The sequence below is a fragment of the Amycolatopsis sp. SID8362 genome (genome assembly GCF_010550475.1).
Lineage (GTDB): Bacteria > Actinomycetota > Actinomycetes > Mycobacteriales > Pseudonocardiaceae > Amycolatopsis > Amycolatopsis eburnea.
Genome location: NZ_JAAGNB010001058.1, coordinates 1 through 15669 on the forward strand (window position 1 = coordinate 1; position 15669 = coordinate 15669).

The window sequence follows — 15669 nt, forward strand, 5'->3', positions numbered from 1 at the left end:
ACCGCGGCCGGGTCGACCTGCACCGCGGTCGCGCGGCGGTCGGCCGGGTCGTACCGGTAATCGGGGTTGACGATCGGGATCGTGTCGAACTGGATGCCGCCGCCGCTGACCCCGCGCATCTGCGCGACGAAGTCGAGCAGGTTCCACGAGGAGTCGAGCACCACCGAGCGCTTCACCGCGTCGATGAGGTCCGAGAGCTTCCCGGGGTCGCCCAGCGTCCCCGCCGACAGCACCTGCCGCGCCAGCCCGGCGAGGAAGACCTGCTGGCGCCGGACGCGGTCGAAGTCGCCGCCCCGGAGGTTGTCGCGCTGCCGGACGAAGGCGAGCGCGTCCGCGCCCGAGATCCGCTGCGGCCCGGCCGGGAAGTTCGCGCCCGAGTTCCGGTCCTGGGTGGGCGCTTTCAGGCAGACGTCGACGCCGCCGACCGCCTTGCTGATTTCGGAGAAGCTGAGCAGGTTGACCTCGGCGAAGTGGTCGATCTTGACGCCGGTGAGGTCCTCGACCGCCTGCCGCGTCGCGCGCCGCGCGGCCGTGAGGGCGCTTTGGTCGATCTTCGCCTTGTCGGTCTCCCCCGCGGTGCGCAGCCGCCGCGCCTCGGCGGCCTTCGCGCGCCCGAACGCGGCGTTGATCTTGCCCTTGCCACCGGGCATCGACACGTAGCTGTCGCGCGGGATGGAAAACGCTTTCACCTCTTTGGTCCCGTTCGGGATCCGCAGCACGATCAGCGTGTCGGTGAGGTCGTCGCCGTTGGCGCCGACCCGCAGTTCCCGGAGCACGTCCGGCGACAGCGGGTTGCCCTGGGGGTCGGTGCGGGCGTCCCGGCCGACGAGCAGGACGTCCAGCGAACCGTCGGCGGGCTGCTCCCCCGGGTTCGTCCCGCCGTCGCCGTCGATCACGCTGTCGCGCGTGACCTCGTCGAGGGCCTGGAAGTTCACGTAGCCGTACGCCGTGCCGCAGAAGACGACCAGCGCCAGCCCGGAGACGACGATCTTGCCCAGAGGATGCACGCCCTATCGACGCCCGCGGCGCCCGTCGTGCTGCACCGGTGAGGCAGGTCACATCCGCAGGTGCGAGGCGCCGTTGAGGTCGAGGATCGTGCCGGACGCCCAGGTCGCCTCGGCGGAAGCCAGGTAGACGACGGCCGCGGCGACCTCTTCGGGCGTGCCGACCCGCCCGAACGGGCTCTGCGCGCGCAGGGCGTCGTCGATCCGGTCCGCCACGCGCTCGGTGGCGGTGAAGCCCGGCGCGACCGACGTCACGGAGATGCCGTGCGGCGCCAGCGAAACGGCGAGCGACTGGCCGAGCGCGTGCAGCGCCGCCTTGCTCGCGCCGTACGCCGGGTGGTCCGGCTCGCCCTTGAACGCCCCGCGCGACCCGATGTTGACGATCCGGCCGGGCGCGCCGCGCCCGATGAGGTGCCGCGCCACGCAGTAGCTGAGGTTCGCGGCGCCCACGAGGTTGACGTCGAGGGTGCGCCGCCAGATCCGCTGCCAGTCCGCGTAGGACACCCCGGCGACCGGGTGCGCGGTCTCCGCCGACGTCGCGACGGCGGCGTTGTTGACCAGCACGTCGACCCCGCCGAGCCCGGCTTCGGCGGCGTCGGCGAGCTTCCGCGCCGCCTCCGGGTCGGCGAGGTCGCCACTGATCAGCAGGTGTCCTTCGCCGGACAGCTGGGAAAGCGTTTCCTCCGCGTCCGCGGCGCGGTGTCCGTAGTGGACGGCCACCCGGTCGCCCCGCGCCGCGAACGCCGTGGCCACCGCGCGCCCGATGCCGCGGGACGCGCCGGTGACGAGAATCCCTCTGCTCATCCGAACAGCTGTACCAGCTTCAGGAACAGCTGGTACACGCCGTACCCGAACGGGAGCACGACCCACGCCCAGGTCAGCACGATCAGCGGGGTCCGGTTGGGCTTCGAAGGTTCGCTCATCAGGCTTCACTCCTCGCGGCCTCGGTGACGGGCTCGTGGTACTTCTCCTTGACCGGGCGCACCAGCTCGTTGGCCACGAAGCCGACGACCAGCAGGCCGATCATGATGTAGAACGACAGCTCGTACAGCGCCGGCCCGGACTTGCCCGCCGCCTTCTGGCTGTCGGCGATCCGGTTGACGATCAGCGGGCCGAGCACGCCGGCCACCGACCACGCGGTGAGCAGCCTGCCGTGGATCGCGCCGACCTGGTAGGTGCCGAAGAGGTCCTTCAGGTAGGCCGGGACCGTCGCGAACCCGCCGCCGTAGAAGGACAGGATCACCATCGCGCACAGGATGAACACGAGCTTCGACGAGTTCTCCGTGAGCGCGATCACCAGGTACAGCACCGCGCCGACGCCGAGGTAGGTGCGGTAGATGTTCTTGCGCCCGACCAGGTCCGAAGTGGACGACCAGACGAACCGGCCGAGCATGTTGCACAGCGACAGCAGCGCGACGAACCCGGCGGCCGCGGCCGTGCCGACCGGCGTCGGCGTGCTCTTGAAGAAGTCGACGATCATCGGGGACGCCTTCTCCAGGATCCCGATGCCCGCGGTGACGTTGAAGCACAGCACGACCCACAGGCACCAGAACTGCGGCGTCTTGATCGCGTTGGCCGCCGAGACGTTCGCGGTGCTGATCATCGCCTTGCCGTGGTCGGTCTTCGGCTCCCAGCCGGCCGGCTTCCAGCCCTCGGCGGGCACCCGCACGAGCAGCCAGCCCATCGACATGAACACCGCGTAGACGACGCCGTGCACGACGAACGCCGTCGCGATGGTGCCGGCGGTCGGCGCGCTGCCGAGCATCGACGACGACCACGGCGACGCGATCAGCGCGCCGCCGCCGAAGCCCATGATCGCGATGCCGGTGGCCATGCCCGGCCGGTCCGGGAACCACTTGATCAGCGTGGACACCGGCGAGATGTAGCCGATGCCGAGCCCGATGCCGCCGATCCCGCCGTAGCCGACGACGACCAGCCAGAACTGCCCGGTCGCCACGCCCAGCGCGGAAATGAGGAACCCGGTGGCGAAGCAGCACATCGAGACGAACATCGCCCAGCGCGGGCCGTTCTTCTCCACGAGCGTGCCGCCGAAGGCCGCGGACAGCCCGAGCATGACGATGCCGAGCTGGAACGGCAGCGAGCTCTGCGTACCGTTGAGGTGCATCGTCTTTTCGAGCGGGGTCTTGAACACGCTCCACGCGTAGGCCTGTCCGATCGACAGGTGCACCGAGAGGGCCGCGGGCGGCACCAGCCAGCGCGTCCAGGTCGGCGGCGCCACGATCCGGGATCGGTCCAGGAAGCCGAGAGCCATCGGTTCCCTCCGTACTCTGGGGATGATGGAGGGAATGTATTACTAAATACCCGGCGTTGCACCATACGGGTGTCGAACTTCCGGGCGGCGAAAGGTGTCAGAGATGGGCAGGGTGACCGTGCGCAGGCCGGTCCGGCGGATCTCCGCGACCGGGGACCGGCGCCGTCCCGACGCGCTCGCCGCCGAAGAGCCCCTGGAGCTGCGGGTCGGCGGCAAGGCGCTCGCCGTCACCATGCGCACGCCCGGCCACGACGTCGAGCTGGCCCACGGTTTCCTGCTGTCCGAAGGCGTGATCGGCGGCCGCGAGGACATCGCCGTCGCCCGCTACTGCGACGGCGTCGACGACCAGGGCCGCAACACCTACAACGTCCTCGACATCGCGCTGGCCGACGGCGTGGCCCCGCCGGACACCGGCGTCGAGCGGAACTTCTACACCACCTCTTCGTGCGGTGTCTGCGGCAAGGCCGCGCTCGACGCGGTCAAGCTCAAGACCCGCTTCTCCCCCGCCGGCGCGGCCTTCGCCGTGAAGAGCGAGACGCTGGCCGGCCTGCCGGACGCCCTGCGCGCCCGGCAGAAGGTCTTCGCCAGCACCGGCGGCCTGCACGCGGCGGCGCTGTTCGCCCCGGACGGCGAACTCGCGGTCGTCCGCGAAGACGTCGGGCGGCACAACGCGGTCGACAAGGTGCTCGGCTGGGCCGTGCTGGAAGGCCGGGTACCCGCGCCCGGCTACGGCCTCCTGGTGTCCGGGCGCGCGTCGTTCGAACTGGTGCAGAAGGCCGCGATGGCGGGCATCGGCCTGCTGGCCGCGGTGTCCGCGCCGTCGTCGCTGGCGGTGGAACTGGCCGAGGAGAACGGCATGACCCTCATCGGCTTCCTGCGCGGCGACTCGATGAACCTCTACACCGGCGACCACCGGGTCTTGACCTAGGCGGCGACCCAGTTGCCGTGGAAGCCGTTGGGCACGCGGTCGGGCAGGTGGATGGCCGCCACCGTCTCCAGGGTTCCCGCGTCCAGCACCGTGAGGTCGCTGCGCTGCGACGCCGGGTCGTAGACGAACCCCATCAGGACACCGTCGTCTTCGGCCGCGTCGTCGTGGGCGGGCACGAACACGAATTCGCCGGGCTGCCGTCCGCCGTCGAACGCGCGCTCCTGGCGGGAGCCGGTGCGGAAGTCGTGCTTGAACAGGGAGCTGCCCGGATTCGCCTCGCCGTCGGTCGAGACCGCGTAGCCGTAGCGGTGGGGCCGGCCGACGAGCCGCTCGTCGACGCGCGGGAACTCCTGGCCCCGGTCGTCGAGCCGCTCCTCGAGCACCTTGCCCGCGGTGAGGTCGACGGTCCAGCGGTCCAGCGTCGGGCCGCCTTCGGCCGGGCCGTGCAGCTCGCGGTCGAACATCTTCGGGTGGCGCACGACGTCGAGCACGACGCTGTCGCCGTCGTCGTAGGCGTTGAGCGGGTGGAAGACGTAGCACGGTTCGACGTCGAACCAGCGGACGTCGCGGCTCTGGCCGTCCCGCGGCATGACCCCGATCCGCGCGGGGTACTTCTCGTTCCAGCGGTAGGGCAGGCCGCCGTTCGCGCCGATCTTGCTCGCCATCATCGCCGACAGCGGGTCCGGCACGCGGACCTTGCCGACCATCGCCGACACGACCAGCTTCGCGGGCGTCCGCAGCGCGCTCGGCACGGAGGTGGCGACCGCCATCCCGGCGTTGAACGTCACCGGCAGGTCGTAGAACACGACGTACTTCTCGGTCAGGGAGAAGTCGTGCATCATCGGTGACCCGGTGACCTCGACGTCGACGACGCGGCGCGCGCGGCCGGCCGCGTCGATCACCGAATACTGGACCTTGTTGCCCATGCCGAAGAAGTACGAGACGGCGTGCAGCTCGCCGGTGCGCGGGTCGCGCTTGGGGTGGGCGGTGTAGCCACCCGGGAGGGTGCCGTCGAAGTCGCAGCGGCCGACGGTGTCGAGGTCGTCGGTCAGCTCGTAGATCGGCGCGCCCGCCTCGACCAGCGCGAGCGTCTTGCCGGCGTGGCCGATCACGTTGGTGTTGGCGCCGAGCGCGTCCAGGCCGCAGAACCGGCTCGCGTCCTCGCCGTTCAGCGTCGCGGTCACCGACTCGTTGCGCACCCAGCGGTTGCGGTACCACTCGGCCTTGCCGTCGCGCAGGCGCACGCCGTGGACCATGCCGTCGCCCATGAACCAGTGGTAGGCGGCCGGGTCCACTTCGGACAGCGGGTTGGGGCCGTTGCGCAGGTAGCGGCCGTCGAGGAACTCGGGGATCCGCCCGGTGACGGCGAGCTCGGTGATCGTGTGCTCCCGGCTGACCGGGGCGAAGTTTCCTTCGAGGAACTTGTTGCCCATGTCGTGACCCCTCCGCGCGTTCCATAACTGGGTTATGGATACAGGTATAACAGGGTTATGGGACACTGGCAAGCATGAGCCCCAAACCGCGCGCGACCGACGTCAAGGCCCGGCTCGTCGAGGCCGCCATCCGGCTGCTCGACGACGGCGGCCCGGAAACCCTGCAGGCCCGCAAGCTGGCGGCGGAGGTCGGCGTCTCGACGATGGCGGTGTACACGCACTTCGGCGGCATGGCCGCGCTGGTCGACGAGGTCGCGCGCGCCGGCTTCCTGCGGCTTTCGGAGTGGCTGGCCGAGGTCGGCGAGACCGACGACCCGGTCGCGGACATCTTCAGCCTCGCCCGCACCTATCGGCAGGCGGTCGCCGAGCAGCCCCAGCTGTTCGCGGTCACGTTCGGCCAGTCCGCGCCCGGCGGCAAGCGGGCGACGCTCTCCGACCTCACCACCGAGGAGGGCCGCGAAGCCGCTCCGGAGGGCCTGGAGGCGTTCGAGCACATCGTCCGGGCCACCGAGCGGGCCATCGCCGCGGGCCGCTTCCGGCCCGCGGACAAGTACCAGGCCGCCGCCCAGCTGTGGAGCGCCCTGCACGGCTTCGTCACCCTGGAGGCGTCCGGGCACTTCGGGCCCGGCGAACAGGGCATAGACCACATTTTGATACCCCTCGGCATCACGCTCGCCGTGGGTCTCGGGGACACTGTGGACAGGGCCGAACGCTCCACGGACGCAGCAAAGGCGGCTTGGCGCGCGAGGACCCGAAACGCCGGGCAGGGTGGGAACGACTAACCCGGCGAGCGGGACGCGAGGGGAACGCGGAGTGGGTCCGCGGCGTCCTAAGGGAGCAGGCGGGGGACGGAGACAGGTGAACGAGGAAAACGGGGACGCGGAGCGCGCGGGCGGTGGGGACCAGCCGCAGCCCGCGAAGGCGGTCGCGGAGGCGGCGGTCCAGGGCGCGCGGCGCTGGCTGAGCCGCCGTTCGGTGCTGATCGCGGGCGCGTCCGGGCTGGCCGTGACCGGCCTGGCCGTCGGGACGGCGACCGGCAAGCTGCCCTTCAGCCAGGCCCTGCAGCGCGCGCTCGGCGTGGCGTCGTCGAACCCGACGACCCAGCTGGGCAGCACCCGCGTCGAACGCGTCTACTCCGCGGCCCGCGGCCGGATGGTCGACCTGGTGTTCATCCTGCCGTCGAAGACCCCGCCGAAGGGGCTGCCGATGTCGCTCGTGCTGCACGGCCTGCACGGCAACGCCCGCAGCGCGGCCCCGACCGGCACCCTCAAGCAGCTCGCCAGCGACGTCGCCCGCAAGGCGGTCCCGTCGTTCGGCTTCGTGGCCGTCGACGGCGGCGACAACTACTGGCACCAGGTCCACCCGGGCGACGACCCGATGGCGATGCTGCTGGAGGAGGTCCCGCAGTGGCTGCGGGCCCGCGGCTTCGCCGGCCCGACCGGCCTGCCGTTCGCGTGCACGGGCGTCTCGATGGGCGGCTTCGGCGCCCTGGTCTACACCCGCCGCCGCGTGGAACGGCGTCAGCCGCCGTCCGCGGTCGCGACGCTGGCCCCGGCGCTGATCACGTCATGGCCGGAGATGGCCAAGCGCCACATCTTCCCGGACATCCAGGACTGGACGGCCCTGGACCCGCTGCGCCACATCGACGAGACCAAGGGCGTCCCCAACGGCATCTGGTGCGGCACGGAGGACTCGTTCATCACGGGCGTCCGCCGCTACATCGACGCCGCCCACCCGGCGGTCGCCCACACGGCGCACGGCAAGCACGGCGACCCGTTCAACCGGACGGTGGTGCCGAGCCTGATCAGCTTCCTCGGCAAGCACGTCCCCCGCACGGACTGAGCCGAGCGCGGCGTCAGGGCTCCGGCAAAGTCGCGTCGGTGCAGTCCGCAGCGTTGCACCAGCGAGCGGGTCACCGACGGCTGAGTGGCCGGGCCGCGCGACTTTGCCGGGACCCCGGCCGTGATGTCGTGAACGACTCGTTCATGTCGTCTGGTGACAGGGTGCCAGCAAAGTCGCGCCGGCGAGCGGGTGACCGGCCGCGGAGTCGCCTGGCCGCGTGGTCTGCCCGGCGTCGCGGGGGTGTTGTGAAAGGGTCATTCATGTCGTCTGGCGACATGAATGAGTCATTCACTACGTTCCGCGGCAGGGTGCTGGCGAAGTCGCGCTGGTGAGCGGGTGACCGGTCGCGGGCTGGTGGCGTGGTCTGCCCGGCGTCGCGGGGATGTTGTGAAAGGGTCATTCATGTCGTCTGGTGAGGTGAATGACCCTTTCATGACATCGCGGACAGCCGGATCGGCCGAGCTGATCCGACTTTGCCGGGGCCCTGGCGTCCGAAAGAGTCATTCGCGACCTCAGGCGCGGCGGCACGACCGGCACAGGCACGGGCGGCTCGCCGGCCCCAGCCGGCCGGGCGAGGTCAGCCGCAGCGGAAGTGGACCCGGGTTGTCGTGCGGCCCGGGATCCAGTACGTGCGGACCAGGTCGGCCAGCCGGTTCACCAGCAGCAGGCCGCGCCCGCCCAGCGTCGTCGCCGCGGGTGGGATGCGGCCGGCCAGCGGGTCCGTGATCGTGCCCGTGTCGGTCACCTCGCCGACCACTTCGTCCGGCGCCGACCACAGCCTCAGGATGCCGGTGCCGCCGCCGTAGAGCACGCTGTTCGCCGTCAGCTCGGCGATCGCCAGCGCGAAGTCGTCGCGCCGCGGGCGGCGCAGGCCGTGGCGGGCCGCCCAGATCTCCGCGAAGCCGCGCAGCGACGCCAGCTGCGAAAGGTCGAACGAGCGCTCCACCGCGCCGTTCGGGGGCTCCAGCGGGCGCCTCAGCTCCGCGCGGACGCCGTCGGGGTCGAAGCGCGGGCTGTCGAACGGGCCCGCCAGTCCCCACAGCTCGGGGTGGGTGCGCTCGGCGTCGGCCAGGATGGACGGGGTCAGCGCCGCGACGTCGTACGGGCAGAGGATCGCCAGGTCGCGGCCCGCGAAGGCCTTGTTGATCAGCGCTTCGTGCTCCACGCACGCGGGGTACTCGGCGTCGGAACGCCAGGCCCAGATCGGCTCGCCGACGATCCGCACCGGGCCGGTGTGCCGGGCGGCGAAGGAGTGCAGCACCGAGGGCAGGATCGCACCGGGGTTGCGGCCGGCCCGGCCCATGTCGATCAGCAGGACGTCGTCCGCGCGGTCTTCCAGCGCCTTTTCGACGAGCACCAGGTTGCGGCCCGGCACGGCGACGGCGACGGGCTCACCGCGGTCGAGGCCTTCGAGCAGGAACGGAATGACACCATCGAGGTACTCAGTGTCACCACGATAGAACAATGCGGGATGCCGGAACGGCCGAAGGGCATCTACCACGCGTCAGGTGTACCCAGGCCGGTACCGCGCCAAACCCTGCGAAAGGCGGGTCTTCACTCCACCCAGCGGCCGACGACGGAGATCAACCAGAACCCGACCAGAGCCGCGAGGGCGAACAGCAGCACCCAGTTGACCAGCTGACGTCGCTCGGTGACGCCGCGGGCCTGCCACAGCCCGTAACCGGCGACGAGGAACAACGGCACCGGGAACAGCGGCAACGGCGACAGCCGGGCCACCACGGCCACGACGCACGTGCCGGCGCACACGGCCAGCACGCCCATCAGCAAGCGGTTCAGCCACGGGTACCGCTCGAAGGCGGACGCGATCACGCGTTCGCTCAGCTCGCGGAACCCGAGGACCGGCCCCGCGGCCACCGGCTCGGCGGCCGGGGCCGGTGGCGGCGGCGCTTGCACGCCGCCACCGCGGGTGGTGCCCCCGGTACCCGGGAAAGAATCAGCAGTCATTCAGCTTTTCCTGTCGGTCTCCGGGCCCGTGGTGGCCCGGAGACGGCCGGCGTCAGGCCGACTTCTCACCGCGCTCGCTGCGTGCGCGCCGGGTCGGCTGCCGGGCGACGATCGTCGGGTTCACGTTCTCCCGGACGGTCTGCTCGGTGATGACGACCTTCGCCACGTCGTCGCGGCTCGGGATGTCGTACATGACCGGCTGCAGCACCTCTTCCATGATGGCGCGCAGCCCGCGGGCACCCGTACCCCGGAGGACCGCCTGGTCGGCGATGGCCTCGAGCGCGGTCTTGGTGAACTCGAGCTCGACGTTGTCCATCTCGAAGAGCTTCTTGTACTGCTTCACCAGGGCGTTGCGCGGCTGGGTCAGGATGTTGACCAGCGAGTCCTTGTCGAGGTGGTTCACCGTCGCCACGACCGGGAGGCGGCCGATGAACTCCGGGATCAGCCCGAACTTGATCAGGTCCTCGGGCATGGTGTCGGAGAAGACGTCGCTCTCCTCGATCTCGGACTTGGTGCGGATCTCCGCGCCGAAGCCGAGGCCGCGCTTGCCGACCCGCTCGTTGATGATCTTCTCCAGCCCGGCGAACGCGCCGGCCACGATGAACAGCACGTTCGTCGTGTCGATCTGGATGAACTCCTGGTGCGGGTGCTTGCGGCCGCCCTGCGGCGGGACCGAGGCGGTGGTGCCCTCGAGGATCTTCAGCAGCGCCTGCTGGACGCCCTCGCCGGACACGTCGCGGGTGATCGACGGGTTTTCGCTCTTCCGGGCGATCTTGTCGACCTCGTCGATGTAGATGATCCCGGTCTCGGCCCGCTTGACGTCGTAGTCCGCCGCCTGGATGAGCTTGAGCAGGATGTTCTCGACGTCCTCGCCGACGTACCCGGCCTCGGTCAGCGCCGTGGCGTCCGCGATCGCGAACGGGACGTTCAGCAGCTTCGCCAGGGTCTGCGCGAGGTAGGTCTTGCCGCACCCGGTGGGGCCGAGCATCAGGATGTTCGACTTCGCGAGCTCGACCGACTCCTCCTTGGAGTCCTTCGGCCCGGCCTTGTCGTCCGCCTGGATCCGCTTGTAGTGGTTGTAGACCGCTACCGCGAGCGTCCGCTTGGCGTCGTCCTGACCGATGATGTACTGCTCGAGGAACTCGTGGATGTCGGCGGGCTTGGGCAGCTCGTCGAGCTTGACGTCGCCGGCCTCGGCCAACTCCTCCTCGATGATCTCATTGCAGAGGTCGATGCACTCATCGCAGATGTAGACCCCGGGGCCGGCAATGAGCTTCTTCACCTGCTTTTGGCTCTTCCCGCAGAAAGAACACTTCAGCAGGTCTCCGCCGTCACCGATCCGTGCCATGGCCGTTGACCTCGTCCCCTCCGGCGCGGGTTTCCGCGCCTGACGTGTGTTGCGACGGTGCGACCCCCCGGCCAGGGTAGACCGGGCGGAGCCTCACGCATTGCCACTGACGGTACCCGTCCGATGCCGTGGGCGGGAACACCCACACGCTCCGGGAGCACGTCAGAGGACGACCCTAAACCAGGATGCCGGTGTGTGTCGTCTCCTCGACACACACCGGCCTGGCGGATCTACAGAGCCGACGCCTTGCGGTACGGGAGCACCTCGTCGATGATGCCGTACGCCTTGGCCTCCTCGGCCGTGAGGATCTTGTCGCGCTCGATGTCGGTCCGGATCTGGTCCGGGTCCTTGTTCGTGTGCTTGGCCAGGATGACCTCCATCTGGCGGCGCACGCGCTGGATCTCGTTCGCCTGGATCTCCAGGTCCGAGACCTGCCCGTAGGTGCCCTCGGTGGCCGGCTGGTGGATCAGCACGCGCGCGTTCGGCAGCGCGTAGCGCTTGCCCGGCGTGCCGGCCGACAGCAGCACCGCGGCGGCCGAGGCGGCCTGGCCGAGGCAGTACGTCTGGATGTCCGGGCGGACGAACTGCATGGTGTCGTAGATCGCCATCAGCGAGGTGAACGAGCCACCCGGCGAGTTGATGTAGATCAGGATGTCGCGGTCCGGGTCCTCGTGCTCGAGGTGCAGCATCTGGGCCATCACGTCGTTGGCCGACGCGTCGTCCACCTGCACGCCGAGGAAGATGACCCGCTCTTCGTACAGCTTGTTGTACGGGTTCGACTCCTTGACGCCGTAGCTGGTGCGCTCCACGTACGACGGCAGGATGTACCGCGACTGGGGCGTGCTCGGGGCCTGGAAGTCACCCGGGAGCCGGAAGTTGCTCATGATCGAGTCTCCTGTGTGCTTCGCGCTCAGTTCGAGCCCGGACGGGCGATGTCGGCGGTGAGGACGTGGTCCACGAACCCGTAGTCCTTCGCCTCCTGCGCGGTGAACCAGCGGTCGCGGTCCCCGTCCTTGATGATCTGCTCGACCGTCTGGCCGGTCTGTTCCGCGGTGATCCGGGCCAGCTCCTGCTTCCACTTGTTGAACAGGTCGGCCTGGATCGCGATGTCCGACGCCGTACCGCCGACGCCTGCCGACGGCTGGTGCATCAGGATGCGCGCGTGCGGCAGCGCGTACCGCTTGCCCGGCGTGCCCGAGGAGAGCAGGAACTGCCCCATCGAGGCCGCCATGCCCATCGCGTAGGTCGCGACGTCCGGGCGGATCAGCTGCATGGTGTCGTAGATCGCGAACCCGGCGGTGACCGAACCGCCCGGCGAGTTGATGTAGAAGCGGATGTCGGACTCGGCGTCGTCGGCGTCGAGCAGCAACAGCTGCGCGGTGATCCGGTTGGCGATCTCGTCGTTGACCTCGGAACCGAGGACGACGATGCGCTCCTGGAGCAACCGCTCGAACACCGAGTCGGTGAGGGTGAGCCCTGCGGTGCCGGTCCGCGCCTCGGGCGTGTGCTGCGTCACGTCTGCCTGCCTTTTCGCCGGCGGTGGCCCGGTGCTGACGGCCACCGCTGTCGTTTCAGATGCTTGAGATCTTGTATCCGACCCTAACGAACTTGGGCGGTGCAGAATGCCTGACACCGCCCAAGTTCGCTCACAGCTTCACTCCGCCGGAGTCTTCGCCGTTTCGTCGGTGACCTGCGTCTCCTGGGTTGCCTCGTCGGCCGCCGGCTCGTCCGAGCCGAACAGCTCCGAGAGGTCGACCTCGGCGCCGGAACCGTCGGTCACGGTGGCCTTGCGGACCACCGAGGCGAGGGCCTTGCCGCGCCGGACGTCGGCGTAGATCGCGGTCAGCTGGCCCGACTGCTGGGCGCGCTGGACGTACTCGTCCGGGCTGATGCCGAAGCGCTGGGCCTGGTAGATGATCCGCTCGGTGAGCTCGCCGTCGTTGACCGAGACCTCTTCCTTGTCGGCGATGGTGTCCAGCAGCAGCTGCGTGCGGACGGCCTTCTCCGACTCGGTGCGGGTCTCCGCGTCGAACTCTTCGAGCGTGCGGCCTTCGGCCTCGAGGGCCTGCGCGAACTGGGCCTCGTCGTGGTCGAACGGGTGGATCGCGTCGTGCTTGCGGTTCTCGATCTCGGCGTCGAGGACCTTCTCCGGGATCGGGACCTCGGTGCGCTCGAGCAGCTCGTCGAGGACCTTGTCGCGGGCCTGGACGCCCTGCTGCATCTTCTTGACGCGGCTCAGGCGCTCGCGCAGGTCGCCCTTGAGCTCCTCGATCGTGTCGAACTCGCTGGCCATCTGGGCGAACTCGTCGTCCGCCTCGGGCAGCTCGCGCTGCTTGACCGACTGGACGGTCACGGTCACCTCGGCGTCCTTGCCGGCGTGCTCCCCGGCGACGAGCTGGGTGGTGAACGTCTTGGTCTCGCCGGCGTTCGCGCCCACGATGGCCTCGTCGATGCCGTCGACGAGCTGGCCGGAGCCGATCTCGTAGGACAGCCCGGTGGTGCTCGCCTCCTCGACGGCCTCACCGTCGACGGTGGCGGACAGGTCGATCGAGACGAAGTCGCCGGTCTCGGCCGGGCGCTCGACGCCGGTCAGCGTGCCGAAGCGGGCGCGCAGCTCGTCGAGCTGCTCGTCCACCTCGGCGTCGGTCAGCTCGACGTCGTCGACGCTGACCGTGAAGCCGTCCAGGTCGGGCAGCTCGATCTCCGGGCGGACGTCGACCTCGGCGGTGAACTCCAGGACGTCGCGGTCCTCGAGCTTGGTCACGTCGAACTCGGGGTTGCCGAGCGTGCGGACCTCGTTCTCGCGGACGGCCTCGATGTACTTCGCCGGGATGGCCTCGTTGACGACCTCGTCGAGCACCGGGCCGCGGCCGATGCGGCTTTCCAGGACGCGAGCGGGCGCCTTGCCGGGCCGGAAGCCCGGGATGCGCACCTGCTGGGCGATCTTGCGGTAGGCGCGGTCGAAGTTCGGCTTGAGCTCGTCGAACGGCACCTCGACATTGATCTTGACTCGCGTCGGGCTCAGCTGCTCGACGGTGCTCTTCAAGGTCTTCTCCTCGAGCGGTAACGATTGTGTAGGACAATCCTGCGGAAATGGCCCCGGTCACGTGCAGACCGGGACGTCCGAGTCTAGGCCAGTGGCCATCGCCGCCGGGCCGGGGGCCACCTGCGGCGTCAGGACCCGAGCATCCGGCCGATCACCCAGCGCATCTGGCCGCTCGCGTGCTCGGCCGAGCCGCTGGGCTGCACCAGGTGGGACAGCAGCAACCGGACGAACGCTTCGACCGCGACCGCCCACTCCGACGGGGTCAGCCGGACCTGGGGGTAGGCGCCCGCGAACACCGCGGCGACGGCCTCGACGGCCCGGCCGAGCACCGCTTCCGGCTGGGAGGTGAGCAGCGGGAGGAAGTCGTCGCGGCCGCCCTGCGCGCCGCCGAGCGCGATCTGGACCAGCGGGTTGGCGCGGGCGGCTTCGAGGGTGTGCCGGAAGGCCGCCGTCACGCCGTCGACCGGGTCGTCCGGGTGCGCGGCGACGTCGGCGTTCACGCGCGCGACGAACAGGTCGGTCTCGGCGAGCATCAGCGCCTCGGCGAGCTCGGCCTTGGAGCCGAGTTCGTTGTAGACGGTCTGCCTGCTGACGCCGACCCGCGCGGCCAGCTTGCCCATCGTCACGGCGGCCCAGCCGTCCGCGGCGATGACGTCCGCCGCCGCGGCCAGCAGCCGTTCCCGGGTGCGCGCCGGGGCGGGGTGGGTGACGGCCTTCACAAGGCGAGCTTACCCACCGCTAACGTTCCGCTGGCGGGCGCCTTTTTTCGAAGCCTGCCCGAACGTTTACAAACCCCGCCGGGTTGTCTACGGTGACTCCCGCCTCGCCAGGAGCTTCTCGACCGAGGAGACCGTTCGATGCCCGTCGTCGACACCCCGCCGCGCGGCACCGGGACGGCGTCTCCGGTGCCGTCCCGCGCGGTACCTTCGCCCCGGATCCCGCTCCCCCGCGCGTCGGTGCCGACGCTGCTGCTGTTCTTCGGCGGCGTCACGCTGTGGGTCACCGCGACCTGGCTGCTGCTGGAGGGGATCGCGCCGCCGGTGTTCACCGTGCCGCTGCACGCGATCGTCACCTTCACGATGTTCACCGTGGTGCACGAGTCGTCCCACCACGCGGCCGGGAAGCTGACGTGGGTCAACGAGGTGCTCGGCAGGCTGGCGATGCCGTTCGTCGCCGCCTACGCGTCGTTCCCGCTGCTGCGGTTCATCCACAGCGAACACCACCGCAACACCAACGCGGACTCGCGCACCGACCCGGACGCCTGGACGTCGCAGGGCGCCTGGTGGTCGCTGCCGTTCCGCTGGCTGACCATCGACTTCTGGTACGCGCGGTTCTACGCGGCCCGCGTCCGGACCCGCCCGCCGCAGGAGCGCGCGGAGACGGTCGTCGCGGTGTCGCTGGCGTTCGCCGCGGCCGCGACGCTGATCGCCGGCGGTTACGGCGAGGAGCTGCTGCTGGGCTACGTGCTGCCGCAGCGGCTCGGGCTGGCCGTGCTGGCGTGGTGGTTCGACTGGCTGCCGCACCACGGGCTGCCCGCCGCGAAGCCCCGCGACAAGTTCGGCACCACGCGGGTGCGGGTGGGGCTGGAGTGGCTGATGACGCCGATGATGCTGTACCAGAACTACCACCTGGTCCACCATCTTCATCCGGCGGTGCCGTTCTACCGCTACCTGCGCGCGTGGAAGGACAACCGGGACGCGTACCTGGCCCGCGACGTCCCGATCACCACGGCGTGGGGCCGCGAGCTGACCGCGGCGGAGTACCGCGCGTGGCGGCGGCTGACGTGCGAGCTCGGCGGCGAACCGGCCCCGGCGCCCCCGCCGCTCGGGCC

Annotated in this window: 16 protein-coding genes; 4 read left to right on the forward strand and 12 right to left on the reverse strand. The window is 70.3% G+C overall.

All coding sequences use genetic code 11. The annotated features are described in order from the left end of the window. The 4 genes from G3I65_RS33020 to G3I65_RS33030 all read right to left on the reverse strand — a co-directional run. The coding region (locus G3I65_RS33020; RefSeq protein WP_160699571.1) for an LCP family protein at window positions 1–1007 on the reverse strand (1007 nt) is incomplete at its 3' end. 48 nt (window positions 1008–1055) lie between these two features. Beyond that, on the reverse strand, window positions 1056–1808 hold the full coding sequence (locus tag G3I65_RS33025) for an SDR family NAD(P)-dependent oxidoreductase (protein ID WP_160699572.1): 753 nt from the start codon (window positions 1806–1808) through the stop codon (window positions 1056–1058). Then, complete coding sequence (locus tag G3I65_RS58400) at window positions 1805–1927, reverse strand: hypothetical protein (protein WP_255481977.1); 123 nt, start codon at window positions 1925–1927, stop codon at window positions 1805–1807. Before G3I65_RS58400 ends, G3I65_RS33025 begins: the two co-directional genes overlap by 4 nt. Beyond that, window positions 1927–3276, reverse strand: a complete 1350-nt coding sequence (locus G3I65_RS33030) for an OFA family MFS transporter (RefSeq protein ID WP_160699573.1) — start codon at window positions 3274–3276, stop codon at window positions 1927–1929. The genes G3I65_RS58400 and G3I65_RS33030 overlap by 1 nt, the downstream gene beginning before the upstream one ends. A 103-nt stretch (window positions 3277–3379) precedes the next feature. On the opposite strand from G3I65_RS33030, the gene fdhD reads away from it, so the two are divergent. After that, the gene (fdhD, locus tag G3I65_RS33035) at window positions 3380–4204 is read left to right on the forward strand and encodes a formate dehydrogenase accessory sulfurtransferase FdhD (protein WP_160699574.1); all 825 of its coding nucleotides are present in this window, start codon (window positions 3380–3382) and stop codon (window positions 4202–4204) included. On the opposite strand, the gene G3I65_RS33040 is transcribed toward fdhD, so the two are convergent. Further along, the gene (locus tag G3I65_RS33040; RefSeq protein WP_160699575.1) at window positions 4201–5637 is read right to left on the reverse strand and encodes a carotenoid oxygenase family protein; all 1437 of its coding nucleotides are present in this window, start codon (window positions 5635–5637) and stop codon (window positions 4201–4203) included. The genes fdhD and G3I65_RS33040 overlap by 4 nt on opposite strands. 74 nt (window positions 5638–5711) lie before the next feature. On the opposite strand from G3I65_RS33040, the gene G3I65_RS33045 reads away from it, so the two are divergent. Together G3I65_RS33045 and G3I65_RS33050 are read left to right on the forward strand one after the other, a co-directional pair. Then, on the forward strand, window positions 5712–6419 hold the full coding sequence (locus tag G3I65_RS33045) for a TetR/AcrR family transcriptional regulator (RefSeq protein WP_160699576.1): 708 nt from the start codon (window positions 5712–5714) through the stop codon (window positions 6417–6419). A gap of 178 nt (window positions 6420–6597) precedes the next feature. Then, entirely contained in the window at window positions 6598–7479 is an 882-nt protein-coding gene (locus G3I65_RS33050; RefSeq protein ID WP_166640883.1) for an alpha/beta hydrolase family protein, read from the forward strand. A 577-nt stretch (window positions 7480–8056) separates the two neighbouring features. Here G3I65_RS33050 and G3I65_RS33055 read toward each other — a convergent pair. From G3I65_RS33055 to G3I65_RS33085, 7 genes are all read right to left on the reverse strand, one after another. After that, window positions 8057–8980, reverse strand: a complete 924-nt coding sequence (locus G3I65_RS33055) for a sensor histidine kinase (RefSeq protein ID WP_160699578.1) — start codon at window positions 8978–8980, stop codon at window positions 8057–8059. A gap of 53 nt (window positions 8981–9033) precedes the next feature. Beyond that, on the reverse strand, window positions 9034–9444 hold the full coding sequence (locus G3I65_RS33060; RefSeq protein WP_160699579.1) for a hypothetical protein: 411 nt from the start codon (window positions 9442–9444) through the stop codon (window positions 9034–9036). A gap of 52 nt (window positions 9445–9496) precedes the next feature. Beyond that, window positions 9497–10792, reverse strand: a complete 1296-nt coding sequence (gene clpX, locus G3I65_RS33065; RefSeq protein WP_125314793.1) for an ATP-dependent Clp protease ATP-binding subunit ClpX — start codon at window positions 10790–10792, stop codon at window positions 9497–9499. Window positions 10793–11022: 230 nt separating this feature from the next. Beyond that, the gene (locus G3I65_RS33070; protein WP_125314794.1) at window positions 11023–11676 is read right to left on the reverse strand and encodes an ATP-dependent Clp protease proteolytic subunit; all 654 of its coding nucleotides are present in this window, start codon (window positions 11674–11676) and stop codon (window positions 11023–11025) included. A gap of 26 nt (window positions 11677–11702) precedes the next feature. Beyond that, window positions 11703–12308 carry a ClpP family protease gene (locus G3I65_RS33075; RefSeq protein WP_160699580.1) on the reverse strand — a complete coding sequence of 202 codons (606 nt, stop codon included), beginning with the start codon at window positions 12306–12308 and terminating at the stop codon, window positions 11703–11705. A 138-nt stretch (window positions 12309–12446) separates the two neighbouring features. Then, window positions 12447–13838: a trigger factor gene (gene tig, locus G3I65_RS33080; protein ID WP_160699581.1), complete on the reverse strand. Its 1392-nt coding sequence runs from the start codon at window positions 13836–13838 to the stop codon at window positions 12447–12449. Between the two features lie 128 nt (window positions 13839–13966). Then, on the reverse strand, window positions 13967–14557 hold the full coding sequence (locus tag G3I65_RS33085) for a TetR family transcriptional regulator (protein WP_125314797.1): 591 nt from the start codon (window positions 14555–14557) through the stop codon (window positions 13967–13969). A gap of 138 nt (window positions 14558–14695) precedes the next feature. Between G3I65_RS33085 and G3I65_RS33090 the strand changes: the two genes are divergently transcribed. After that, window positions 14696–15669: fatty acid desaturase (locus G3I65_RS33090; RefSeq protein WP_203612580.1), on the forward strand; the 974-nt coding region annotated here is incomplete at its 3' end.